This window comes from Clostridium acetireducens DSM 10703 (assembly GCF_001758365.1).
In the GTDB taxonomy this organism is placed as follows: Bacteria; Bacillota; Clostridia; order Clostridiales; family Clostridiaceae; genus Clostridium_C; species Clostridium_C acetireducens.
In genome coordinates, this window is record NZ_LZFO01000009.1 from 1 (window position 1) to 22,892 (window position 22,892).

Genomic DNA, 22,892 nt, shown 5'->3' on the forward strand with positions numbered 1-22,892 from the left:
GTTATAATCAGTATCATGAACCATAGTGAAAACCTCCTGTATGTTTATACTCAACACCTATATCATACATGATTTTCACTATGGTTTTAATATTTTTTATCTGTTGCATTTAATTTTACAATGAACCTAATTATACTATTTTAAGATTTATATAGACACAAAATATCGTTTGAAAGGATGTGAATACATGAAAAGATTAATCTGTGCAAAGGACATTGAACCATTAATATCAAATAATGAAAAGTTATTTTATATAGATGGTACTGAAATAATTACACCATCAGCTAAGGATATTGCAAAGAATAATGGAATAATATTCACAACACAATCTCCTGCTCCTAAAGCAGAAACTGCAGATGCAAAAAAGAATATAAGCATAGAGGACATTGATAGTGAAATGATGCTTAAATTATTTAGAACAATGATGGACAAGGGTATGTTACAAGAAATGCTTCAATGCTTAAAGCAAAAAAATCTTCCATATGAAGCTGACTGTGATGCTACTGGACTTAAAGTTGTTAGAGGAAATACAGTAAAGATGGATGTATTTGATACAGGTAACCCAAATGCAAAAGTTCTTTTCCAAGAATTAATAAGCAAAGATGAATCAAAAATCAGTGCTGGATTTTTGATTATCGAAAATTCAAAATTTGATTGGGAATTAACTTACGAAGAAATTGATTATGTTATTGAAGGAACTTTAACTATTGAAATCAATGGAAAGACATACATAGCTCATGCAGGAGATGTATTATTTGTACCATCAGGTTCTAAAGTAGTTTGGGGTTCTCCAGACAAAGCTAGGGTATTTTATGCAACATATCCAGCAAACTGGGCGGATCTTTTATAGAAGATTAGGAGGATTAAACTATGCAAGCGCTTGGTTTAATAGAAACAAAAGGATTGCTTGCAGCTGTTGAAGCAGCAGATGTAATGGTAAAATCAGCAGATGTAAGTATTATTGAAAAAGCTTATGTAGGTGGAGGTCTTGTTACAGTTTCAGTTAAAGGTGATGTAGGTGCAGTAAAAGCATCTATAGAAGCTGCAGTAGCAGCTGTAAAAAAACTTGGTGAAGAATTTTTAGTTTCAGATCATGTAATTCCACGTCCTCATGAGGAATTGGAAAGCATAATTGGCCCTAAAACATCAGAAGAAGTTTTAGAAGAACCATCATCTTATGAAAATACAGATAATGTAGAGTATGCAGATGAAATAAAAGATGCAGAAAAAATAGAAGAAATATATGAAGTGAAAAATATAGAGAATATAGATAATCTAGTTGAAGTAGAAAAAAAAGAAGAAGTAAATGAAATAGAAGATGTAGAACAAACTGAAGATAATATTGAAGAAAATCAACAATATGCAGAAGATAAACTGCATAAATTAAATTTAGATAATCTTCATAAAGAAGATATAGACAATTTAGTAAGTAAAAATGGTATAGAAAAAGCCATATTGATATTATCTAAATTAAAAGTTGTTAAGCTTAGAAATCTAGCTCGTGAATATAAAGATTTTGTAATTACAGGCAGAACAATTTCAAAGGCAGGCAAAAATACATTAATTACAAAATTCAAATTATATTATGAGAAAAATTAGTTATTGTAAGTTTTACGAAAGGAAGTAATGCATAATGGAAAATTTCGATAAGGATTTGCGCTCAATACAACAAGCAAGAGACCTTGCTAGACTTGGAAAAATAGCAGCTGACAAAATTGCTGATTATAATGAAGAGCAAATTGATAAAATTATACGTAATATGGTTAGAGTAGCAGAAGAAAATGCTGTTTGTTTAGCACAAATGGCAGTTGAAGAAACAGGTTTTGGTAAAGTTGAAGATAAAACTTTTAAAAACCATTTAGCAGCTACTGTATTATATGATTCAATTAAAGATATGAAAACTATAGGCATAATTAAAGAAGACAAAGAAAAGAAGCTTATAGAAATTGCTGAACCAGTTGGTTTAGTTATGGGTATAGTACCTTCAACAAACCCAACTTCTACTGCAATTTTTAAATCAATAATTTCAATTAAATCTCGTAATGCTATAGTATTTTCACCACATCCATCTGCTGCAAAATGTACTATTAAAGCAGTTGAATTAATGAGAGATGCAGCTATTGAAGCTGGAGCACCAGAAAACATTATAAGTGCTGTAACTATTCCAACAATTGGAGCTACAAATGAATTAATGAAAAGCAAAGAAGTTTCTATAATAATAGCTACAGGTGGACCTGGAATGGTAAAAGCAGCTTATAGTTCAGGAAAACCAGCTCTTGGTGTTGGTGCAGGAAACTCCCCAGCATATATTGAAAGAACTGCAAATGTTCAACAAGCTGTTAGAAACATTATGGCAAGTAAAACTTTTGACAATGGTACAATTTGTGCTTCAGAACAATCAATAATCTGTGAAGAATGTAACCATGATGCAGTTGTTGAAGAATTCAAAAAACAAGGTGGATACTTCATGACAGCAGAAGAAACTGATAAAGTTTGTAAATTATTATTCAAAAATGGACATAGCATGAATGCTAAATTTGTTGGAAGAAGTCCACAAGTTATTGCAAATGCTGCAGGCTTTATAGTTCCACAAGGAACAAAAGTACTTATAGGAAAGCAAAATGGAGTAGGTGAAGGTAACCCATTATCTTATGAAAAACTTACAACAGTTCTTGCATTCTATACAGTAAAAGATTGGCATGAAGCATGTGAATTAAGCATTGAATTACTTCAAAACGGAATTGGACATACAATGAGCATCCACACTGAAGATAGAGATATGGTTATGAAGTTTGCTAGAAAGCCAGCTTCTCGTATTCTTGTTAATACTGGTGGAACTCAAGGTGGAACAGGTGCAAGTACAGGTCTTAATCCTTCATTTACTTTAGGATGTGGTACTTGGGGAGGAAGTTCAGTATCTGAAAATGTTACTCCAGAACACCTTATAAACATAAAAAGAGTTGCTTATGGTATAAAAGACTGTACCACATTAGCATCTAATGACCCAACTTTCAATTGCATAAAAACTAACCCAAATTGTCATGGAGTCCAAAATCAATTTATGAACATGAGTCCAGCTCAAATTGCAGCAGCTGCAGCAGCTTTAAATAAAGTTACTAATTGTGTTGAAGATACTACTCATTGTAATGAATGTAGCAGTGAAAGCACAAAAAATGAAGAACTTTTAGATTTAGTTAATCAAATAGTTTCTGCTATTAAAGGAAAAAACTAGTGGATAATTTGGAACAAGTATTAAAGCTGTTATTAGAAGCTGTTAAAAGCAAAGATACAAGTACTGCAGTTCACAAAGATCCATCTGGAATTCCAGTAGGAGTTTCAAATAGACATGTTCATCTTTCAAGAAAGGATTTAGATATTCTTTTTGGTAAAGATTATAATCTTGTGAAAATCAAAGACTTATCTCAACCTGGACAATATGCTTGCAAGGAAACTGTAACAATTTGTGGACCAAAAGGTGCAATTGAAAAAGTTAGAATACTAGGTCCTATAAGAAGTAAGACTCAAGTTGAAGTATTAGCTGGAGATTGCATTAAACTTGGAACAGTACCACATGTAAAATTATCTGGAGATTTAGCAAGAACATCTCCAATTACAATAGTTGGACCTAAGGGTTCAGTTCAAATTGACGAAGGGTTAATAGTTGCACAAAGACATATTCACATGACACCTGAAGATGCTAAAAATTTAGGTGTACATGATGGACAAATAGTATCAATAAAATTTGAGGATTTAAGAGGCGGAATATACAATAATGTAGCTATAAGAGCCAATGATTCCTCAAAGCTAGAATGTCACTTAGACATTGAAGAAGCTAATGCTATGAGCATTAACTCAAAATCAAGAGTAGCAATAGTAAAATAAATGTATATAAATAAAAAATTTAAATAAATAAAAAATAAAAAATAAATGATAATTAGGAGGATTTTAAAATGAAATATGATGCATTAGGAATGATAGAAACTAAAGGATTAGTAGGATCAATAGAGGCAGCAGATGCTATGGTTAAGGCTGCAAATGTATATTTAATAGGTAAAGAATATGTTGGAGGCGGACTTGTAACTGTTATGGTTAGAGGAGATGTTGGAGCTGTTAAAGCTGCTACAGATGCTGGAGCTGCTGCTGCACAACGTGTTGGAGAATTAATATCAGTTCACGTTATACCAAGACCACACTCAGAAGTTGAAGTAATTCTTCCATCATCAAAAGAAATTGCAAAATAATTTAATTTAAATGTAAAACGTCGCTAAAGTTATTTAGCGGCGTTTTTATTGTTATGATGTTATTTAGCTACTTATTATATAACAAATTAAAAGGTGAAATATTTAAATTTTTACTCTTTAGTTATGAAAAATATTAGTAAATATAAATGTGAAAATAAGAATCTAACTTATATGTTTTACTCCTTTAACTTTTAAATTTGGAAATAAGCTATAATTTTAAAAATTAACACATAACAATAATTTTATATGGTGTAGTTTGAGCAGGAATACTTTTAGTTGTAGGGCCATAAACCACAATTAGATTTCTGTTTGCAGGATTACCTGTAAAAGCTTGCCCATTTTCTAATAATATTTGTGTAGATGGACCAATATTTAATTTTAATTCATTATCACTACTAATTAATTGACTATCAAAGTAATCTACTTTTACATTTTCATTTTGTACATTTTTAGCCATGACAATTGCTTGGAATTGAGGAGGGTAAATAAGAGGAACAGGTGCATTTGCATCATAAAATCCAGTTACCATATCTCCTATCTTTACCATAACATGATCTACAAAATAAGTAGAAGGGGATACTACAAAATTTACTAAATTACCATATCCATTTTCTACAGATATTAATTTATAACAACCAGAGCTGTTTGGATCTCCATATATTTCAAAGTCATTAATCATAGTAATCACGCCATTAAAATACTGAAATGTTTTCATTTTATTCCTCCAAGATTATTTAAATTACTATATATAGCTTATGTGAATTTTAATTTTTTGTGTAATATATGCTTAATTTTAAGATGATAATTTATAATTAATTTGTTATAGTTATTATATAAAATTAACTGGAAAAGAGGTTTTAACATGTTATATTTTGCTTATGGAAGTAACCTTAATAAAATTCAAATGAAACAAAGATGTGGAGATTCAATACCAGTAGCCAAAGTTACCCTTAAAGATTATGAATTAGTATTTAATAAATATGCGGATGTTATAGAAAATAAAGGACAAACTGTTCACGGTGCAATTTATAAAGTCTCCGAAATTGATATAAAAAATCTTGATATATATGAAGGATACCCAGACCTTTATAAAAAAGTAGATGTAAAAGTTACAGATGAAAGCGGCAAAGAATATAATGCATTTGTATATGTTATGGTGGTTAAGGGGTTAAAGAAACCTGAAGAAGAGTATTATAATATTATTGTTGAAGGATATAAAAATTGGGGATTGTGTTTGGATAATTTGGAATCTGCTAGAGGAAGGTAAAAAAAATGAGAATGACTGAATTGGGGAAAAGTTTAATAGATGAAGGAAAGAATGAAGGAAAAAAAGAGAAAACTATAGAGATAGTTAAAAAAGCAATAAAAAAAGGAATGGATGATGAAACAATAAAAGAATTAACTGACTTAGATATTGATGAAATTGAATTAATAAGAAAAGTATTAAAATAAAAATGATTATTAATGTAGAATAATTACTTATAAGGAGAAATTGAGGATGACTGAACTTGGTGAAAGTTTGATACAAGAAAGAATTGAAAAGGGAATAAAAGAAGGTAAATCAGAACTTTTAATTAAAGTGTTATTGAAAAAGTTTAAAAAGTTACCAAATGGATATAAAGAAAAAATAAAATCACTTCCAGAAGAAACATTAGAAATAATTGCAACGGATATATTTGACTTGAATTCAATTGAGGAATTAGAGCAATATTTTTAAAGAGTAAAATTTAATATAATTTTGATGGATAAATGCATTGGTAATAAAGCCGATGCATTTTGTTTTATTTAAAATAATGATGATAATTGTAGTAGATCTTAAAAGGTTTTATTTTTTGTTACGTTTATGATTAATATTGGATATTATGTATTAATTTGATATAATTATGGTATAATCTGAAAAATAAAGGATTGCAATTATTGTTAATTAGGGTAATTGTTTTATTGTAGATTAATTAGAGTAGGACAAACTATTTTTTATAAAATGTAATAATATTTAATATTTTTATATAAGTATTTTTAATGCAGATAATGTCTATAATGTGAAGTTGAAAGATGGTGTATTAGTTGATAGGCACAAAACAAGATAAAATGATTGGTAAACATCCAATAAAAAATAGTATTTTTGCTGATTGGCTTATATGTAACGATATGGATTGTACAGAAAAAAAGATACATCGTTCGTTGATTGAAAATTCAGATTGTACCGATCAAGCTATAGAAGAAATAGCAAAATGGTTAATTAATTTTCATTTGACACGTAGAAAAAAAGATTTATTGGATAAAAAAAAGGTACTTCTTAAAAAATATGAATTTCATGAGTATGCAGATAGTTTACATATTTTCCCCTTAACTGATAAAACCCAAAAGGGGAATTTAGGAGAAGTTATTTTGACACAATATCTTCATGATACATCAGGAATAGATATTGTGTTTTATAAATTAAGATATAATCCTAATGTTGATCAATCTATGAAAGGTGACGATGTATTACTTGTAGATGATAAAAAAATATTACTTGGAGAGAGTAAGTTTAGAAAGAAAGCTGGAAAAAATGTAGTTGATGAAATATCAAAAAATTTTGCCACAAAACTAACTTTACCTATATCATTAAGCTTTATTGCTGATAGACTATATGATGAAGGAAATCATGAATTATCTGATAAGATTTCTGAAATTGAAACAGTTTTGTCAAAAGGCAAAATAGATATTAAAAATATTGGTTTTATTTTATCAGATTATTCTGCACATGTTTCAGTTGAAAAGCATATGAATTCTCAAAATAAAGATTTTATTATGATTACTTTAAATGTGGATAATGTTTTAGATTTATTAAATAAATCATTTGAAAGAGCAAAAGAAAAGATTAAAGGAGATTTTCCATATGAATATTGATAAAGTATTATATTTTTTTGATAAGTATGAAAAAGATGACACTATACAAAATTTTATAGCACAAGCAAATTCAAGATATATTTTATATAATGTAAATGAGATTCGAGAAAATTTTCCTAATTATACAAAAGGGTTAGATGAGAAATGTACTAACATAGCTGTTAATTATCTAATGTACGGATATTCGTTTTTTATTCATAATATGAAAGATGAAGCTGCTTATTCATTAGAAAAAGCAGCTTCTGTTTTAGAACATATATATTGTTTTAATGGTTGTGAAAATTCCTATAGAATATATTTTAGAATTGTATGTGCACTTGCATATTATACATCATCCCAGTATTCAAAAGCATTTATTATTCTTAAAAAATTTGATTTTGATACATTAATAGCAAAATTGATCAAGTTATTTTTAATAAAGGATTTATCAAAACTACAAATTCTTCTTGATGAGATTCAGTTTAATCAAAATATTCAAGGAGATAATACAAATTTTGAAGATAAAATCTATATAAAGATTTTATCTTTGTACTTTATTAATATTATTCAGTTCATTTATTCTGGTAACCAAAAATCTTTAGAAAAGGCAAAAGAAATAATTTGTGACTTAATTGAACTTTCTAGCATAAATCAAGAACCACATTTATGGTGGATTTTTAGATTGTTATCCTTAATTAATAGCCAATATAATTATACTTCGCTATGGAGAACAATATTACCATTAATAGATGATGGAAATAATAAAAGAGTAAAAGATTATATTTTAATAAATATATATAAACAGAAACCTATTATAGAACTGTTTAAATCACAATTAAATTGTTTAGAACAAATATCATCTAAAAAGGGTGCTGTAATTAGTATTCCTACGAGTTCAGGAAAAACTAAAATTGCTGAAATTGCAATTTTAAAAAGTTTAATTGAAAATGAAAATTCTAAATGTTTATATATTGCTCCATTTAGATCATTAGCATATGAGGTTGAAATTTCATTATCAAGTATATTAGAAATTATAGGATATAATGTATCTCATTTATATGGAAGCACTCAATATACACAAATTGATAGAACATTAGTTGAATACTCAGACGTTATTATTGCAACACCGGAAAAAGCAAAGGCAATTATTCGATCTACAGATGAAATTATTAATCAACTTAAATTGGTTGTTATTGATGAAGGTCATCTAGTTGGTATGCAAGATAGATATATTATAAGTGAATTGTTTATTGAGGAGTTAAAAGCTACACTCAAAATAAATGGTGGAAAAATGGTACTTTTATCTGCTGTATTACCTAATTTAACTGATTTTGCAAAATGGATTACTGGAGATGAAAAATTAATTGCAAGTTCAAATTGGAGACCATCATCACAACGTTTAGGGGTTTTAGACTTTTACAAGAATACCGTTAATGTTAAATGGTTTGGTATTGTTGAATCATTTAATAAAAGTTTTATTGAACCTAGACTAGTAAAGCCAGAAAGGATTACAAAAACAGGTAAAAGATACAAGGCTGTGTATTTACCTTCTAATAAGAAAGAAGCCGTTGCTGCTACTGCCGTTAAATTACTTTCATTAGGTTCGGTATTAATATATGTTGGAAGATCAAATATGGTTTTATCACAAGCAAGAATTGTTAGCAAAGTTATGCAAGATTTTAAAATTACACATGAGTGGAATAATCAAAATGATTATGAATTATTTAAATTAGTATGTGAAGAAGCTTATGGAATGAATTCGGAACTTTTAAAGTTTGTGTCACAAGGAATTATATGCCATAGTTCAAAACTTCCAACTGATGTAAGATTAAGTATAGAAAAATTAATGAGAAACGGAACACCAAAGATAATTATAGCAACATCAACATTAGCTCAGGGAGTTAATATAGGCATTTCAACTGTTATTATTTCTAATATATATTTGGATAAAGATAAAGTTGTAGATGTTAAGGATTTTTGGAACATTGCAGGAAGAGCAGGAAGAGCTTTTGTAGATACTGAAGGTAAAATCTTATATGCTATTAATAGAAATCAAGAAAATTGGTCTATATATAAGCAATACAAAGAAATGAAAAATTATTATAAACAATCTAATATTGAAAAAGCGGTAAGTGGTGTTTATCTTTTACTTAAGGGTATTTACAAAGTCTCAATTGAATGTGGTATTGATTATAATAATTTGCTAGAACTTATAGCTGAAAATCAAATTATAGTGTCTAAACAAGATAATATTGCAAAGTTTTGTGATTTTATGAGAAATAAGTTTGACTTAATCGATGATACATTATTATCTTTAAATATAAAATATAATAGTTTTGCTCTAGATGATAGTTCATCGTGGATTGATGATTGTTTTAGAGGTTCTTTAGCATATATAGAGTCTATAAATAAAAGAGATTTTGATGAAATAAAAATAATTGAAATTCTTAAAGCTAGAAATAAAGGAGTTTTAAAAATAGCTGGAAATCCATTAAAGTGGGCACATCTTGTTAGTAGTAGTGTACCGTTAAGAGTAAGTATTTCTATTTCCAATATGACAAATGATATAATTAGCAAAGTTAATAATTTTATAAATTCCAATCAAGATATTAATTCACTTTTAAAAATAGTTAAATATTTAGATAAAATTATATGTAGTTTACCAACTAAAAATATAAATGATTTTATTGTTGAAGAAATAGATATTGAAAATATTAGAAGATTATGGTTTAGTGGCTCACCAATTATATTAATAAATAAAACTAATAAATATGCACAAAAAATTTATGATGAATACTATGGTTTTCAATTTCCTTGGATAACAAATTCATTAGCTAAAAGAGTAAGAAAACTTGGATATGAAGATGAAGGTAAAGTTATAGAAAATATATCTTTATTAGCGGAACTAGGATTGCCTAATATTAATTGTGCTAAAATATATTTATCAGGAATAAGGACAAGAGAAACTTCGGTAGAAATTTCGAATAAATTAGATTTAGATAATGATTTAAGTCTTAGAAGTGTAAAAAATAAACTATTATATATATCTGAAAATGTAACAAGTGTGGGCATTGATTTTTCTAATAAAGGAGAGAAATGGTTAAACGTGTTGAATTTAGATAATAAATATAAAATAAAAAAACATATAAAGGGGTTTAGATTTAAGTTTTTTAGAGGTGAATTGTTAGGGGTAAATAAACTTTTAATAAAAAAAATTAATAAAAAATATTATGTAAGTACATTTGATTATAAGATAAAATGTGAAGTTTATCTACACAAAGAAGAATTGTTTGATAGTATTGCAAATATTAAAGGAATTTGGCTTGAGCGTATATCAGAGGAGAAATGGTTACTTAAATCAAATAATCCGTACATAATTCTTGAGTAATAAAAATTAATAGAAGTAAAAAATAAGTTTACTAATATGGGGGGATTAGATATGGTAAATGTGAATCTAAATTTCATTAAACTTAAATATTATATATGTGAGTTTAACTGAACTTACCGGTATTGATGTAATATGAGGAAAATGCAAATATTTTTAATATATCTAAAACATAATACAAGTATGTTTATCAATTTATAGGGTATATAAATTATAGAAAATAATACTTAGAATAATTGAGAGATTATCAAGTAGAGTATTCAACTGATATATAAATAAAAAAGTTTAAAATTTAGTTTTTAAAAATATTTAGAGTTATCTTCAATTATTAAGAAGAAGCTCTTTTTATTTAGGTAATCATAATTTATTTTCAATTGAATTATAATCATTAATCAATTAAAATAAAGATATAATAACAAGCTAGGATGGTGAACTAATGAAGCCTACAAACTATGAAGATTTAATAATGAAAAGAGCAATGGATCTTTTTGCAGAGGAAGGACTAAAATTCTTTGGAATAGACAAAAAAGTTAAAGAACTTGGGCCAACAGAACTAGTTGTTTTAGAAACTAAAAATTTGTTTATGGATTACACGTTTTTAATGGAAGATGATACTTTTATACATTTTGAATTTCAAACAACCAATAAAGGAAAAATAGATTTAAGAAGATTTAGAGCCTATGAAGCACTTTTAAGTCATCAAATAGGAAAAGATGTCTGCACTTACGTTGTTTATTCAGGAAATATAAAAAATCCAGAAAACACATTAAAAACAGGAATAAGCGAATTTAGAGTAAATTCAATATCTATGGCAAATAAAGATGGAGATAAAATATATAATGACATTGTAGATAAAATAAAATCTGGAATGGAAATCACAAAACAGGATATTATATCTTTAACATTTACTCCTATAATGGGAGGAAATATAAGTACAGTAGACAAAATAATTAATGCTATAAATATAGTCAAAGACACTAATAAAGATTATAAATATGATGTGGAATCTATACTATATGCTTTTGCAAATAAATTTCTAAGCGGAAAAGATTTGGAAAAAGTAAAGGAGGAATTGAGAATGACTGAACTTGGTAAAAGTTTGATAGATGAAGGAAAGAATGAAAAGACTATAGAAATAGTTAAAAAAGCAATAAAAAAAGGAATGGATAATGAAACAATAAAAGATTTAACAGATTTAGATATTGATGAAATTGAATTAATAAGAAAAGTATTAAAATAAAAATTATTATTAGTGTAGCACAATTACTTATAAGGAGAAATTGAAGATGAGCAAACTTGGTGAAAGTTTGATAGATGAAGGATTTCAACAAGGTATAGTTCAAGGAAAAGCAGAACTATTAATTAAGCAATTAATGAAGAAGTTTAAAAAAGTACCTAATGAGTATAAAGAAAAAATAAAAACGCTTCCGAATGAAACAATAGAACTTATTGCAATGGATATATTTGATTTAAAGTCAATTGAGGAATTAGAGCAATATTTTTAAAGAATAAAAGTAAATATAATTTTGATGGATAAATGCATTGGTAGTAAAGCCGATGCATTTTGTTTTATATAAAATAATGATGATAATTATGAATTAAAAGGTTTTATTTTTTATTATATTTATGATTAATATTGGATATTATGTATTAATTTGATATAATTATGGTATAATTTGAAAAATAAAGGATTATAATGATTGTTAATATATTTTGAGATTATATTGTTAATTATGGTAATTATATTATTATAGATTAATTAGTGTATAGGACAAGCATTAATATATAAATATTTTTAATGCAGATAATGTCTATAATAGGAACTTGGTTTTTCAAAAAATTATAACACTAATTACAAAAGTGTATTCAAAGAATAATCTTCTTAATTACAAAAATTCTAAGAAGCACATTAAACATTAAAAAAGTAATAGTTTCTGTAGTTTATAATGCAGGAAGAAGTGAAGTGATTGAAATTACATTGAAATTAACTTTTAATCAAATTGCATGTTATACACTTGATTACTTATAGTGTTATTATTAATGGACAAGGTTGTAGGATAACAAAAGCAAATAAATTTTATTATTCTAATGAAAGAGGTGGTTTGATGATTGCTAAAGATAATATTTATAATGTGATAATAACACATAGGCTTCCAGTATCTAGAAATGGTAAGCCGATAAAAGAGTTTTTGTCGGGATATTTTGATGAGTATATTCATGCACTAAAGTTTGCGTTACATAGAACTTCAGAATGTAAGTTAAGAGTTGATTGTTATTCCTTGATAGAAGAAAAATTACCAATAATTATAGAATTGTGCAGTAATATTATTAGAACATTTGATTTGTATGATTCAGCTAATATGAAAGTTCTCTATGAACATTTCGACCAAATGATGAAAAAAGTAGAGAGTTATCTATATGTTGAAGAAATTGGTCCTATAGGACATGAAAAATTTAAAAGTCTTTATAGAATTAGGCAAGGAGAAAATGAATATTCTCGGTTAGATATGTTTCATATACCTTTTGATAAACGACAGCTAATCAAGTCATATAGATATAGTATATCAGGTTATCCTTGTCTATACCTTTCTACAGGTTTGGAACTTTGTTGGTTTGAATGTGGAATGCCTAAAAAATTTAGTTATAGTTCATTTGCTTTTAATTTTATTAATGAAGAAAAAATAAGACTTATAAATTTTATTGAAAATCCTTTGGATTTAGTTAGTAGTGCAATTTGCTGGTATCACAATTACCCCGATGAGCATGATAAAATTGATTTATATCTTATTAAATATTTAGTAACTAACCCTATAAGAACAGCTTGTTCAGTACAAGTTGCAAATAGAGATTCTGCATTTATACAAGAATATATTTTTCCGCAACAACTGTTGCTTTGGATAAGACAACATAACAATTATGATGGTGTAGCGTATACAACTTCTTCGGCAATTGAAAATGCACAAGAGTGGAATTATTTTAATATTGTATTACCGGCTAAAAAGTTAAAGGACGGATATTGTGAAAAATTAACAAGGTTATTTAAAGTAACTAGTCCAGTTAAAGTTGAATTAAGTAAGCTGTTGAAAAATAGGAATAAAGAAATTAATAAAGTCGATGAGTTTGTTCAGAAACTCGAAAATAAATATTATAATGGTCATGCCATTTATCCATATAGGGAATTGTTATCACTTTGTAAAACCTTTCTAATGCTATGTAATGTTCTAAGTTCTGATGATTATAGTAACGGTGAATTGTTATACCAAGCAATGGATACTTTGAATTTATTCTCCTATCTTATTACTGATAACATAGAGAATATCAAGAAAAAAGCTATTACTAAGGGAAAGGAAATATTCTACGGAATAGATTCAGCAATTATTGAATCTGAGTTTAATAATACATTTAATGATTTTTCAGAAAATGTTAAGCCAGTATTATTTAGCCTTTGGGGATATATTTTGAGGATTCGTAGTGATTATAATATTGAACGGACAACATTTGAATTTGTTTTATAGGATACTTATGCTCATATTAGACTAATAATGTATAGATATTATATTATCGGACATAGTATAGCGATTATAGAAGTTACCATCATAAAGGAGGCTGAGTAACAATTTGAAAGAGTTATTAAATAAATTATTACAAAATACTTTTATCCCTACAATAGACATGCCCACTAAATTACCAGATGAAGCAGGAGCCTATTTAATATGTGCAAAAAATACTGATGTTTTACCAGAAAGAATGAAGGAATTAGAATATTCATACGTTGATGGATTACCAGTTATTTATGTAGGAATAGCTGGCAGACCAACTTCAAAGGTAAAAAGTATAAGAAGACGAGATTATAAAAATCATTTTAATGGAAAAGCTAGAATTTCTACATTACGAAAAAGCTTGGGAGTATTGTTTGGTTTTGAAAAAGAATATGAGAGTGAAATAAATAATTTAAAATATAAGTTTATTGATGAACACGAGGAAAAGTTATCAAAATGGATGAAAGATAATTTAATAATGCATTTTGTTACAATTGATAATCCTATGGAGTTTGAAATATATTTAATTAACACGTATGAACCACCTTTAAATTTAAAAGATAATAAAAGTGAAAAGAATAGAGCTTTTAGAAAACAATTATCTCAGTTACGAACTAGATAATACATACTATTAGTAGTTAATAAATTAGTTCGTACAGATTAATTTAAATAAATATAATTAACGGTTAAGACACTTATCTTTAAAAGATAGGTGTTTTTTTATTGTATAAGTGTTAAATTTCATTTCCTTATAAATTCCTTATAATTAGGGTTTAGTATTTAATTATAGGGAGGATGATATAAATGAACGAAATCATTTTAGAGACAAAAAAATTGTGTAAAACATTTAAAAAGCAAAAGGCGGTTAAGGATGTTTCAATATCAGTTCAGAAAAATTCAATATATGGATTACTTGGACCAAATGGGGCAGGAAAATCAACATTATTAAAGATGATTACAGGAATGCTTAGACTAACTTCAGGTGAAGTTTTATTTGATGGACATAAATGGAGTAGAAAGGATCTTAGTAAAATTGGTTCTTTAATAGAGTCAGCACCTTTGTATGAAAATTTAACAGCAAAAGAAAATTTAAAGGTTAGAACTACGGTATTTGGATTACCAGACTCAAGAATAGATGAAGTATTAAGTATAGTAGAACTTGAAGACACAGGAAAAAAGAGAGCAGGACAATTTTCTACGGGTATGAAACAAAGATTAGGAATTGCCATTGCACTTCTGAATAGTCCAAAACTTTTAATTTTAGATGAACCAACTAATGGACTTGATCCCTTTGGAATACAAGAATTAAGAGAACTTATACGTTCTTTTCCAAGTAAAGGCATTACAGTAATATTATCAAGTCATATATTAAGTGAAGTAGAACAAATAGCTGACCATATTGGAATTATATCAGGTGGAGTTCTTGGATATGAGGGAGAGTTAAAAAGAGGAGAAGATTTAGAAAAATTATTTATGAATATTGCAGGAAAATATAGGAGGGAGAAGTAATTATGGTTTCATACTTTATTTCAGAAAATATGAAGATAAAGCGTAAATTTGTAAAGAGATTAGTATGGATAGCCCCAATAATGGTGATTCTCCTTTCAGTTTTTTTAACATCAAATTATTTTCAAGTGAGTATTTATAACTGGTGGTATACTTCAATTCTTCCAGGGGTTATTGCTATAGAGGGATGTTTTTTATATAAGATAGATGGGTTTATGAAAAATAAATCAATAATGGCATTGCCTGTAGATTTAAAAAAAGTGTGGATTGCTAAAATATTAGTTGCAGTAAAAAATATAGTGATTTCTTGTATGATTATTTTTATAGCAGGCCAGTTAAGTGTGTTTGTTATTCCAATGAGAAGTGAATCTAACATTTCAATGTTAAGTGGATTTATAGGGATTTTAGTTATGATTATTACATCAATTTGGCAGATTCCACTATGGTTTTTTCTTGGAAATAAAATAGGAATATTACCCACTATTATACTAAGTTTCGCAACAAATATATTTTCTACAGTTATAGCAGTGAAAAAATTTTGGTGGATTAATCCTTTTTCATATACATCTAGACTTATGTGTCCTATATTAAGGATTCTTCCAAACGGACTTTTAGCAAAGGAAGGTAGTATAACATTCACACCAGAACTTTTAAATACATCATCAATACCACTTGGAATTGGAGTTTCTATAGTGTTATTTATAGTAATTACTTATTTAACAGCTAAATGGTATGAAAGACAGGAGGTAAAATAATGAAGATTTTACGCCTTATGAAGGCAGATTTTATAAAAATGAAACATACTCCATTTTATTGGATTCATATTTGTTTGCCAATTATAGGCATACTCATGTTCTTATGGTATTATTCATTTTCAATTTTGGGAAGTATAGGTAAGGTAAATGGTTATTTAGATGCATTATCATTAGTATTTCCAGTGTTAATTGGAATTATATGTTCAACTGTAATAGAACAGGAAGTAATGGCAGGAAAATTTAAAGAAATGTTATCAATAGAATATGGAAAGGGAATATGCCTTTTAAGCAAGATATTAGTTGTACTTGTTATGGGGTTGTTTTCACTTAGCTTAGCTGTAGGTGGATTTTTTATTGGATTTGAATATATTTTAAAGCAAAATATACTGCCTTTTAAGTTTTATGTTATTTTAACTTTATTAATATTTGTAGCACAGATATTTATATATTTATTTCATTTGTGGTTAAGCATTAAGTTTGGAAGTGGAGCATCTATAGGAATGGGAATATTTGAAAGTTTGTTCTCAGCATTAATTATTACAGGACTTGGTGATGGAATATGGCAATGGATTCCTTGTGCATGGTCTGTTAGATTTTGCAATAATTTTTTTATAAAAGAATCTAATTCTATAGATGTGTTTAATGAGTTAGCTGATTTTAATACAGGACTTTCTATTAATGCCATAGGACTCAGAAATTGCATTATTTTTACCATTGTTTTAGGGATTTTATTCGGAATATGGTTTAACTTTTTCGAAGGTAGAGAAAATGAATAATAAAGAATCGGATTTTATGGGAATATAACTTATAATAGATGTGGGAGGGATTAAAATGGCATATATTTTAGCTATAGATGATGAAGAAGGAATATTAACTATTGTAAAAAGTGCTTTAGAAAAAGAAGGACATACTGTCACTACAGTTTCTAATCCCACATGTCTTTCAAAAGATAAATATTTAAAATATGATTTAATTTTACTTGATGTAATGATGCCAGAAATAGATGGTTTTTCTCTTTGCAAGGAAATACGTAATTTAGTTGATTGTCCAATAATATTTTTGACAGCTAAGACCATGGAACAAGATATTGTAATGGGATTAAGTTTGGGAGGGGACGATTATATATCCAAGCCTTTTGGTATTAGTGAACTAAGAGCAAGAGTAGCGGCACATTTAAGACGTGAACATAGAGAAAAACAAAACGCTTTTTCTGTATCTAATGTGAAATTTAATATAACTTCAAAAGAGGCATATTATAATGAAAAATTAATACCTTTTACAAAAAGCGAGTATAGTATATGTGAATATTTAGCTATGAATCATGGACAAGTATTTTCTAAAGAAAGAATATATGAAAAGGTATTTGGAGTTTATGGAAATAGTGATACAACAGCAATTGTAGAACATATTAAGAATATTAGAAGTAAGCTTAAGATAATAGGAATAAATTCTATAGAAACAGTTTGGGGGATAGGGTATAAGTGGAAAGAATAAAGAAGCAAAAAAGTATTTCTAAAATTTTTGCAATATATGTAGTTGTCTTTTGTATGGTTACAATTAGTGTGGCAGTAATTGATTTAAGGTTATTTTTCATTGGTTTAAATAAAGGTTTTATATTACCAGCAAATTATTATGAACGAAAAATTGAAAATCAAAGAAGTGAAATAGCTAAAGCTAAAGATGTAAAGAAATTAATACCTGAAGAATGTAATTATGCAGTTTATGATTTAAATGGAAAAACACTTCAAGCAAATGTTTCACAAGATAAAGCTTTAGATATGTGGAATGTTGTAAAAAATAATAAAATAAGCAATGGAAAGTATTTTTATAAGATTATTCAAAGAAATAATGAAATTTGTGTTGTAGAGTATATTATTGATATAAGTTTTGCAAATCCGACTTTGAGAAAATATATTAAAAATCTTCAAAGTGTTTGGCTTATAGTATTATTTGCTTTATTCGTTATACAGATTATTATTTTTTCAAAATGCTTTCAAAAAAGATTGAAAAAAGAAATGAAAATTTTAAAGGATACTACAGAAAATATACAAATGGAAAACTTAGAGTTTAAAGTACAATACTCTAATATAGTAGAAATAAATGATGTAATTAATGCATTGAATAAGATGAAAACTAAGCTCAGTGAGTCACTGACTAAGCAGTGGGATATGGAAGAAACTCGCAAGGAACAAATAGGAGCATTGGCTCATGATATAAAAACACCTTTAACAATAATCAGGGGAAATTCAGAACTTTTAGGAGAATCAGATTTAAATGTTGAGCAAATTAAATTCAATGATGCTACTCTAAATGAAATTAAAAATATGGAATTTTATATTAAATCTTTAATAGAAATTACAAGGTCAGAAAAGGAAGCTGTAATACAAAAAAAGCAAGTAAACGTAATGGATTTTATAGATGATATAACAAAGAGTGCAAGTTTAATTAGTAAAAATAAGAATTTAAATTTTAAAAGTCAAATTAAAAATATACCAGAATTTATTTTTGTAGATGAAATAGCACTAAAACGAGTTATAAATAATATTATTTCAAATTCCATTGATTATTGTTTAAATAATGAGGAAATATTATTAACTGTTGATTCTGATGATAAAAATATACAATTTATAATTGAAGATTCAGGAAAGGGCTTTACAAAAGAAGAAATAAGTTTTGCAACAGATCAGTTTTTTCAAGGGGATAAAAGTAGAAATTCAAAAAATCATTATGGAATGGGGTTGTATATTTCAAAAAAAATTATGAAAAAACATAATGGAAGTATAATTTTAAAGAACTCCGAATCACTTAAAGGTGCAAAGGTTATATTAATTTTACCAATATAACACTTTGTATACACTACATAAAATAGATAGGGGAAATAAAATTTACGGTATTTTTAGCTCGTACTTCAAGTAACAACCAATATATATTCTTTTATCGTCATTACTTATTTAACTACTAATTGTGGTAAAATATAAGCAATGGAGGTGCTTTATAATGAAGAAAATTCCTTATGGAATATCTAATTTTCAAACAATAATAGAAGATAACTACCTTTATGTAGATAAAACTAAATATATAGAAATTCTAGAAGATTTTGCTCCTTATCAATTTTTTATAAGACCTAGACGATTTGGTAAAAGTCTTTTTATTTCAATGTTAGAATCTTATTATGATATAAATAAAAAAGATGAATTTGATAATATTTTTGGGAATTTGTACATAGGAAAAAATCCTACACAATATAGAAATAAATTTCTTGTTTGGAAAATAAGTTTCGCTGGAGTAGATACAGGAAATGGAGAAGAGGAACTTAGAAAAAGTTTTAACACAAAAGTTCTTTTATCTGTAAAAAAATTTATAAATGAATATTCAAATCTATTAGATGATAAAAATATTCCAAAAGAAGTAGAAAGTGCGGAAATGTTAGTTCAATATGTATCGCTTTTAGCTAGTAAAATAAACAAACAGATATTTGTTTTAATAGATGAATATGATAACTTTGCTAATGAACTAATAACAGGGGATAGAAAATCTACTTATGAATCTATACTTCATGGAGAAGGATTTGTAAAGTCTTTTTATAAAGCCATAAAAGATTGTACAAATGATAATTTTAAAAGAATATTTATAACAGGCGTAAGTCCTATAATGCTTGATGATTTAACTAGTGGATTTAATATAACTGAAAATTTAACTATTGAAGAAAATTTAAATTCAGTTTTTGGATTTACTAAAAAAGAATTAGAAATGATTATAGAACAAATAGATGTAGATAAAAATGAAAAAGACAAATTAATAAAAGATATGACCTTTTATTATAATGGATATAAATTTAATAAAAATGGCGAAAAAATATTTAATCCCGATATGACTATGTATTTTTTAAAAAACTATTTAAGATATAAGAGGTATCCAGAAGAAATGATAGATTTCAATGTAAGAACTGATTATGGAAGAATAAATAGATTAGCTATTAATTTTAAAGACGATTCTTTAATAACAGATATAATGAATACTGGAAAAACTAAGACCAAATTAGTAGAAAAATTTAATATTAGTTCAATGTATGATAATACAGAAAATTTTAAATCACTTCTTTTTTATTTAGGAATGTTAACTATAAAAGGTGTAGAAGCCAATAATGTTATATTAGGTATTCCTAACTATGTTATAAAAAATATATATTGGGAAGAATTTTATGATAGGATAAACAAGAGTATAAGATTAGATAATAGTAAAATAGCTGACAGTATATCAAAAATGAGAATTGATGGAGAAATTACAACATTTATAGAAGAATTTAAAAACATACTTAATGATTTATCAAATAGAGATTTAATGAGATTTGACGAAAAGTATGTAAAGATGATATTGCTTACTTTGTTTGCAGTAGATAATACTTATTTAATAAATAGTGAATTAGAAAATAATAGTGGATATTCAGATATATATCTAAAAACAAAAATACAGTTTAAAGAATATACAAAATATGAGTGGTTGATAGAACTTAAATATATAAAAGAATCTGAAAAGAAAAAGTTAGAATCCATAAAAAAAGAGGGATTAGAACAATTAAAGAAATATGAAAATAGTAAAATGATAAATGAAAGTGTAAGAGATTCTATATTGAAATCCATATTAGTTATAGTTGTAGGAAAAAATGAAGTATATGTTTATTAGTTAAATGGCCTTGAAGCCTTCACATTGTGAAGGCTTTTTAAGCAAATTTGATTAGTTTTAAGGATTATATTAGAAGTTAATTAAGTGAAGTTATAGAAAGAAAGGGGAAGTAAATATCCCAAGTATGATTTAAAAACATTTCACTACAATGCCTTACTAATCTCCACACAATTCCTAGTATATTTAAGAACTCCATCCTCCATAATTAATTTAATCATTCCTATTTCTTTTAAATATTCAATATAAGGCATTAATGATTCCTCTATAACTAAATATTTACCTGAATTTTTAACACTAATATTCCAATCTTCAATAATAGTTTTTATAATTTCTTCTAAAGTCATGGAAGCATTTATAATGTTATAAACATTGGAAGCTATGCTTTTATAAAATTTTATATTTTCATTTATAAGTTTTCTAATAGAGGTGTATACATCCTTATGTGATACTATGTATTTGCTGCATTTTAATTTAAGAAGTTTTTGTTTACTTTTTAAATCTTCTGTAAGTGCAAATGAATAGGGTAGTTTTGCTCCTTCCATAATTTCTGAACTTACAAGAGCATCAGCTAAATATACCACATTATCAGGGGTTATAATACATATATGTTTGGCACTGTGTCCAGGAGTATGAATAATTTTAAATTTAATATCGTTTATAGAAACACTATCTTGATTATCCCCAATAATAATATCTGCTTTGCAAATCATATGTCCAAAATCAGTTTTTACTTCTGATAATGTTTGATTAATATAGTGAGTTTTAAGAGTAATAGCGGAACTACTCAAAAAAGCATCGTAACCAGTCATGGCAACAAGTGAATTATATTTATCTTTTAAGTAAGAAACATTTCCTGTATGATCCACATGAACATGAGTACATATTATAGCAATTACTTTAAAATTGTTTTTTTCTAAAAGTTTATCTATGCCTTCTCTTTCTTTAGCTAAGCCTGAATCTAACATAATAATTTCTTCATCATTAACTTTATAAAAAGGTATATATGACATACCAGTATCAATACAAAAAGTATTTCCTTTTACTTTTATAATTTCCATGTAATTTCCTCCAGTTTTCAGGTGTTATTAAAGTACTAACAATAATTAAAATTATATCATATTTTAAAGTAATATAATAAGCTCACTTATTATTATTTAGTATATTAAAAATAAATAAAATATTCCAATATATAGATAATGATAAATGAAATTAGTGAGATTAATTTTTATAATTAAAAGTATTATTTTAATTTTATATTTGCCAACTAAAGACATGTTTAGTAAACTTATAGGTATTAAGAGTAATAGATAATAGTGTAAAAATAAAAACAATAAGGAGGACACCAATTGAAAATTACATTAGTAACTGGTGGTACAAGAAGCGGAAAAAGTGGTTTTGCTGAAAGCTTATTAAAAGATCAAAACAATGTACTTTACATAGCCACATCCATAGTTACAGATAAAGAAATGGAAAACAGAATTAAAAGGCATATAGAGAGAAGAAACCAAAACTGGACAACAGTAGAAGCCTTTAAGGACTTAAACAATGTAGTAAAGAATCATGAAGAAAAATACATATTATTAGATTGTGTTACAATAATGATTACTAATTTAATGTTTGAATTACATAAAGACTACGATAACTTTTCTATAGATGATACGGAAAAACTATACAATGAAATAAAAAAGGAATTTGACAAACTATTGTTACAAGTAAAAGAAGAAAATAAAGAAATAATATTAGTAACTAATGAAGTAGGATATGGAATTGTTCCAGAATATAAAATTAGCAGAGTTTTTAGAGATATAGCAGGAGAAATAAATAGCTACATAGCTAGTTTAAGTGATGATGTTTATTTAGTAGCTTGCGGTATACCTTTGAAAATCAAATGATAAACTATATGAGGTGAGGG

The 22,892-nt window shown here is 26.7% G+C and carries 22 protein-coding genes and 1 pseudogene; 21 read left to right on the forward strand and 2 right to left on the reverse strand.

What is annotated here, in order from left to right; all coding sequences use genetic code 11:
- Positions 1-187 precede the first annotated feature (187 nt).
- The 5 genes from CLOACE_RS04015 (at position 188) to eutM (ending at position 4,241) form a co-directional block, all read left to right on the forward strand.
- The gene (locus CLOACE_RS04015; RefSeq protein ID WP_070109765.1) at positions 188-850 is read left to right on the forward strand and encodes a cupin domain-containing protein; all 663 of its coding nucleotides are present in this window, start codon (positions 188-190) and stop codon (positions 848-850) included.
- 20 nt (positions 851-870) lie between these two features.
- The gene (locus CLOACE_RS04020; RefSeq protein WP_070109766.1) at positions 871-1,599 is read left to right on the forward strand and encodes a BMC domain-containing protein; all 729 of its coding nucleotides are present in this window, start codon (positions 871-873) and stop codon (positions 1,597-1,599) included.
- A 34-nt stretch (positions 1,600-1,633) separates the two neighbouring features.
- Complete coding sequence (locus tag CLOACE_RS04025) at positions 1,634-3,232, forward strand: acetaldehyde dehydrogenase (acetylating) (RefSeq protein ID WP_070109767.1); 1,599 nt, start codon at positions 1,634-1,636, stop codon at positions 3,230-3,232.
- Complete coding sequence (locus tag CLOACE_RS04030; RefSeq protein ID WP_070109768.1) at positions 3,232-3,882, forward strand: phosphate propanoyltransferase; 651 nt, start codon at positions 3,232-3,234, stop codon at positions 3,880-3,882. The genes CLOACE_RS04025 and CLOACE_RS04030 overlap by 1 nt, the downstream gene beginning before the upstream one ends.
- A gap of 68 nt (positions 3,883-3,950) precedes the next feature.
- Entirely contained in the window at positions 3,951-4,241 is a 291-nt protein-coding gene (gene eutM, locus CLOACE_RS04035) for an ethanolamine utilization microcompartment protein EutM (protein WP_070109769.1), read from the forward strand.
- A gap of 223 nt (positions 4,242-4,464) precedes the next feature.
- Here eutM and CLOACE_RS04040 read toward each other — a convergent pair whose 3' ends face one another.
- Entirely contained in the window at positions 4,465-4,956 is a 492-nt protein-coding gene (locus tag CLOACE_RS04040) for a hypothetical protein (RefSeq protein ID WP_070109770.1), read from the reverse strand.
- Between the two features lie 147 nt (positions 4,957-5,103).
- Between CLOACE_RS04040 and CLOACE_RS04045 the strand changes: the two genes are divergently transcribed.
- The 15 genes and pseudogenes from CLOACE_RS04045 to CLOACE_RS04115 all read left to right on the forward strand — a co-directional run bounded on the left by CLOACE_RS04045 (position 5,104) and on the right by CLOACE_RS04115 (position 20,980).
- Entirely contained in the window at positions 5,104-5,508 is a 405-nt protein-coding gene (locus CLOACE_RS04045) for a gamma-glutamylcyclotransferase family protein (RefSeq protein ID WP_070109771.1), read from the forward strand.
- A pseudogene (locus CLOACE_RS04050) lies at positions 5,502-5,693 on the forward strand (hypothetical protein); the annotation flags it as partial. The gene CLOACE_RS04045 and the pseudogene CLOACE_RS04050, both read left to right, overlap by 7 nt.
- A gap of 46 nt (positions 5,694-5,739) precedes the next feature.
- Positions 5,740-5,958 (forward strand): DUF4351 domain-containing protein, encoded by a 219-nt coding sequence (locus CLOACE_RS04055; RefSeq protein WP_070109773.1) that lies wholly within the window; start codon positions 5,740-5,742, stop codon positions 5,956-5,958.
- A gap of 347 nt (positions 5,959-6,305) precedes the next feature.
- Positions 6,306-7,133 carry a Hachiman antiphage defense system protein HamA gene (locus tag CLOACE_RS04060; RefSeq protein ID WP_101495382.1) on the forward strand — a complete coding sequence of 276 codons (828 nt, stop codon included), beginning with the start codon at positions 6,306-6,308 and terminating at the stop codon, positions 7,131-7,133.
- A complete protein-coding gene (locus CLOACE_RS04065) occupies positions 7,123-10,500 on the forward strand; it encodes a DEAD/DEAH box helicase (RefSeq protein WP_070109774.1) in 3,378 nt (1,125 codons plus the stop codon). The genes CLOACE_RS04060 and CLOACE_RS04065 overlap by 11 nt, the downstream gene beginning before the upstream one ends.
- 433 nt (positions 10,501-10,933) lie before the next feature.
- Complete coding sequence (locus CLOACE_RS04070; RefSeq protein WP_070109775.1) at positions 10,934-11,737, forward strand: hypothetical protein; 804 nt, start codon at positions 10,934-10,936, stop codon at positions 11,735-11,737.
- A gap of 46 nt (positions 11,738-11,783) precedes the next feature.
- Complete coding sequence (locus CLOACE_RS04075; protein WP_070109776.1) at positions 11,784-12,002, forward strand: DUF4351 domain-containing protein; 219 nt, start codon at positions 11,784-11,786, stop codon at positions 12,000-12,002.
- Positions 12,003-12,602: 600 nt separating this feature from the next.
- On the forward strand, positions 12,603-14,012 hold the full coding sequence (locus tag CLOACE_RS04080; RefSeq protein ID WP_070109777.1) for a hypothetical protein: 1,410 nt from the start codon (positions 12,603-12,605) through the stop codon (positions 14,010-14,012).
- Positions 14,013-14,115: 103 nt separating this feature from the next.
- Positions 14,116-14,658, forward strand: a complete 543-nt coding sequence (locus CLOACE_RS04085) for a GIY-YIG nuclease family protein (protein WP_070109778.1) — start codon at positions 14,116-14,118, stop codon at positions 14,656-14,658.
- A 182-nt stretch (positions 14,659-14,840) separates the two neighbouring features.
- Positions 14,841-15,545: a lantibiotic protection ABC transporter ATP-binding protein gene (locus CLOACE_RS04090; protein WP_070109779.1), complete on the forward strand. Its 705-nt coding sequence runs from the start codon at positions 14,841-14,843 to the stop codon at positions 15,543-15,545.
- 2 nt (positions 15,546-15,547) lie between these two features.
- Positions 15,548-16,297 carry a lantibiotic immunity ABC transporter MutE/EpiE family permease subunit gene (locus CLOACE_RS04095; protein ID WP_070109780.1) on the forward strand — a complete coding sequence of 250 codons (750 nt, stop codon included), beginning with the start codon at positions 15,548-15,550 and terminating at the stop codon, positions 16,295-16,297.
- Positions 16,297-17,073, forward strand: a complete 777-nt coding sequence (locus CLOACE_RS04100; RefSeq protein WP_070109781.1) for a lantibiotic immunity ABC transporter MutG family permease subunit — start codon at positions 16,297-16,299, stop codon at positions 17,071-17,073. The genes CLOACE_RS04095 and CLOACE_RS04100 overlap by 1 nt, the downstream gene beginning before the upstream one ends.
- Positions 17,074-17,128: 55 nt before the next feature.
- Positions 17,129-17,791, forward strand: coding sequence for a response regulator transcription factor (locus CLOACE_RS04105; RefSeq protein WP_070109782.1), 663 nt, complete (start codon positions 17,129-17,131; stop codon positions 17,789-17,791).
- A complete protein-coding gene (locus CLOACE_RS04110) occupies positions 17,779-19,140 on the forward strand; it encodes a sensor histidine kinase (RefSeq protein WP_070109783.1) in 1,362 nt (453 codons plus the stop codon). The genes CLOACE_RS04105 and CLOACE_RS04110 overlap by 13 nt, the downstream gene beginning before the upstream one ends.
- A 154-nt stretch (positions 19,141-19,294) precedes the next feature.
- Complete coding sequence (locus tag CLOACE_RS04115) at positions 19,295-20,980, forward strand: ATP-binding protein (RefSeq protein ID WP_070109784.1); 1,686 nt, start codon at positions 19,295-19,297, stop codon at positions 20,978-20,980.
- Positions 20,981-21,123: 143 nt separating this feature from the next.
- On the opposite strand, the gene CLOACE_RS04120 is transcribed toward CLOACE_RS04115, so the two are convergent.
- Positions 21,124-22,038: an MBL fold metallo-hydrolase gene (locus CLOACE_RS04120; protein ID WP_070109785.1), complete on the reverse strand. Its 915-nt coding sequence runs from the start codon at positions 22,036-22,038 to the stop codon at positions 21,124-21,126.
- 288 nt (positions 22,039-22,326) lie between these two features.
- Between CLOACE_RS04120 and cobU the strand changes: the two genes are divergently transcribed.
- The gene (cobU, locus tag CLOACE_RS04125; RefSeq protein WP_070109786.1) at positions 22,327-22,872 is read left to right on the forward strand and encodes a bifunctional adenosylcobinamide kinase/adenosylcobinamide-phosphate guanylyltransferase; all 546 of its coding nucleotides are present in this window, start codon (positions 22,327-22,329) and stop codon (positions 22,870-22,872) included.
- Positions 22,873-22,892: the final 20 nt, after the last annotated feature.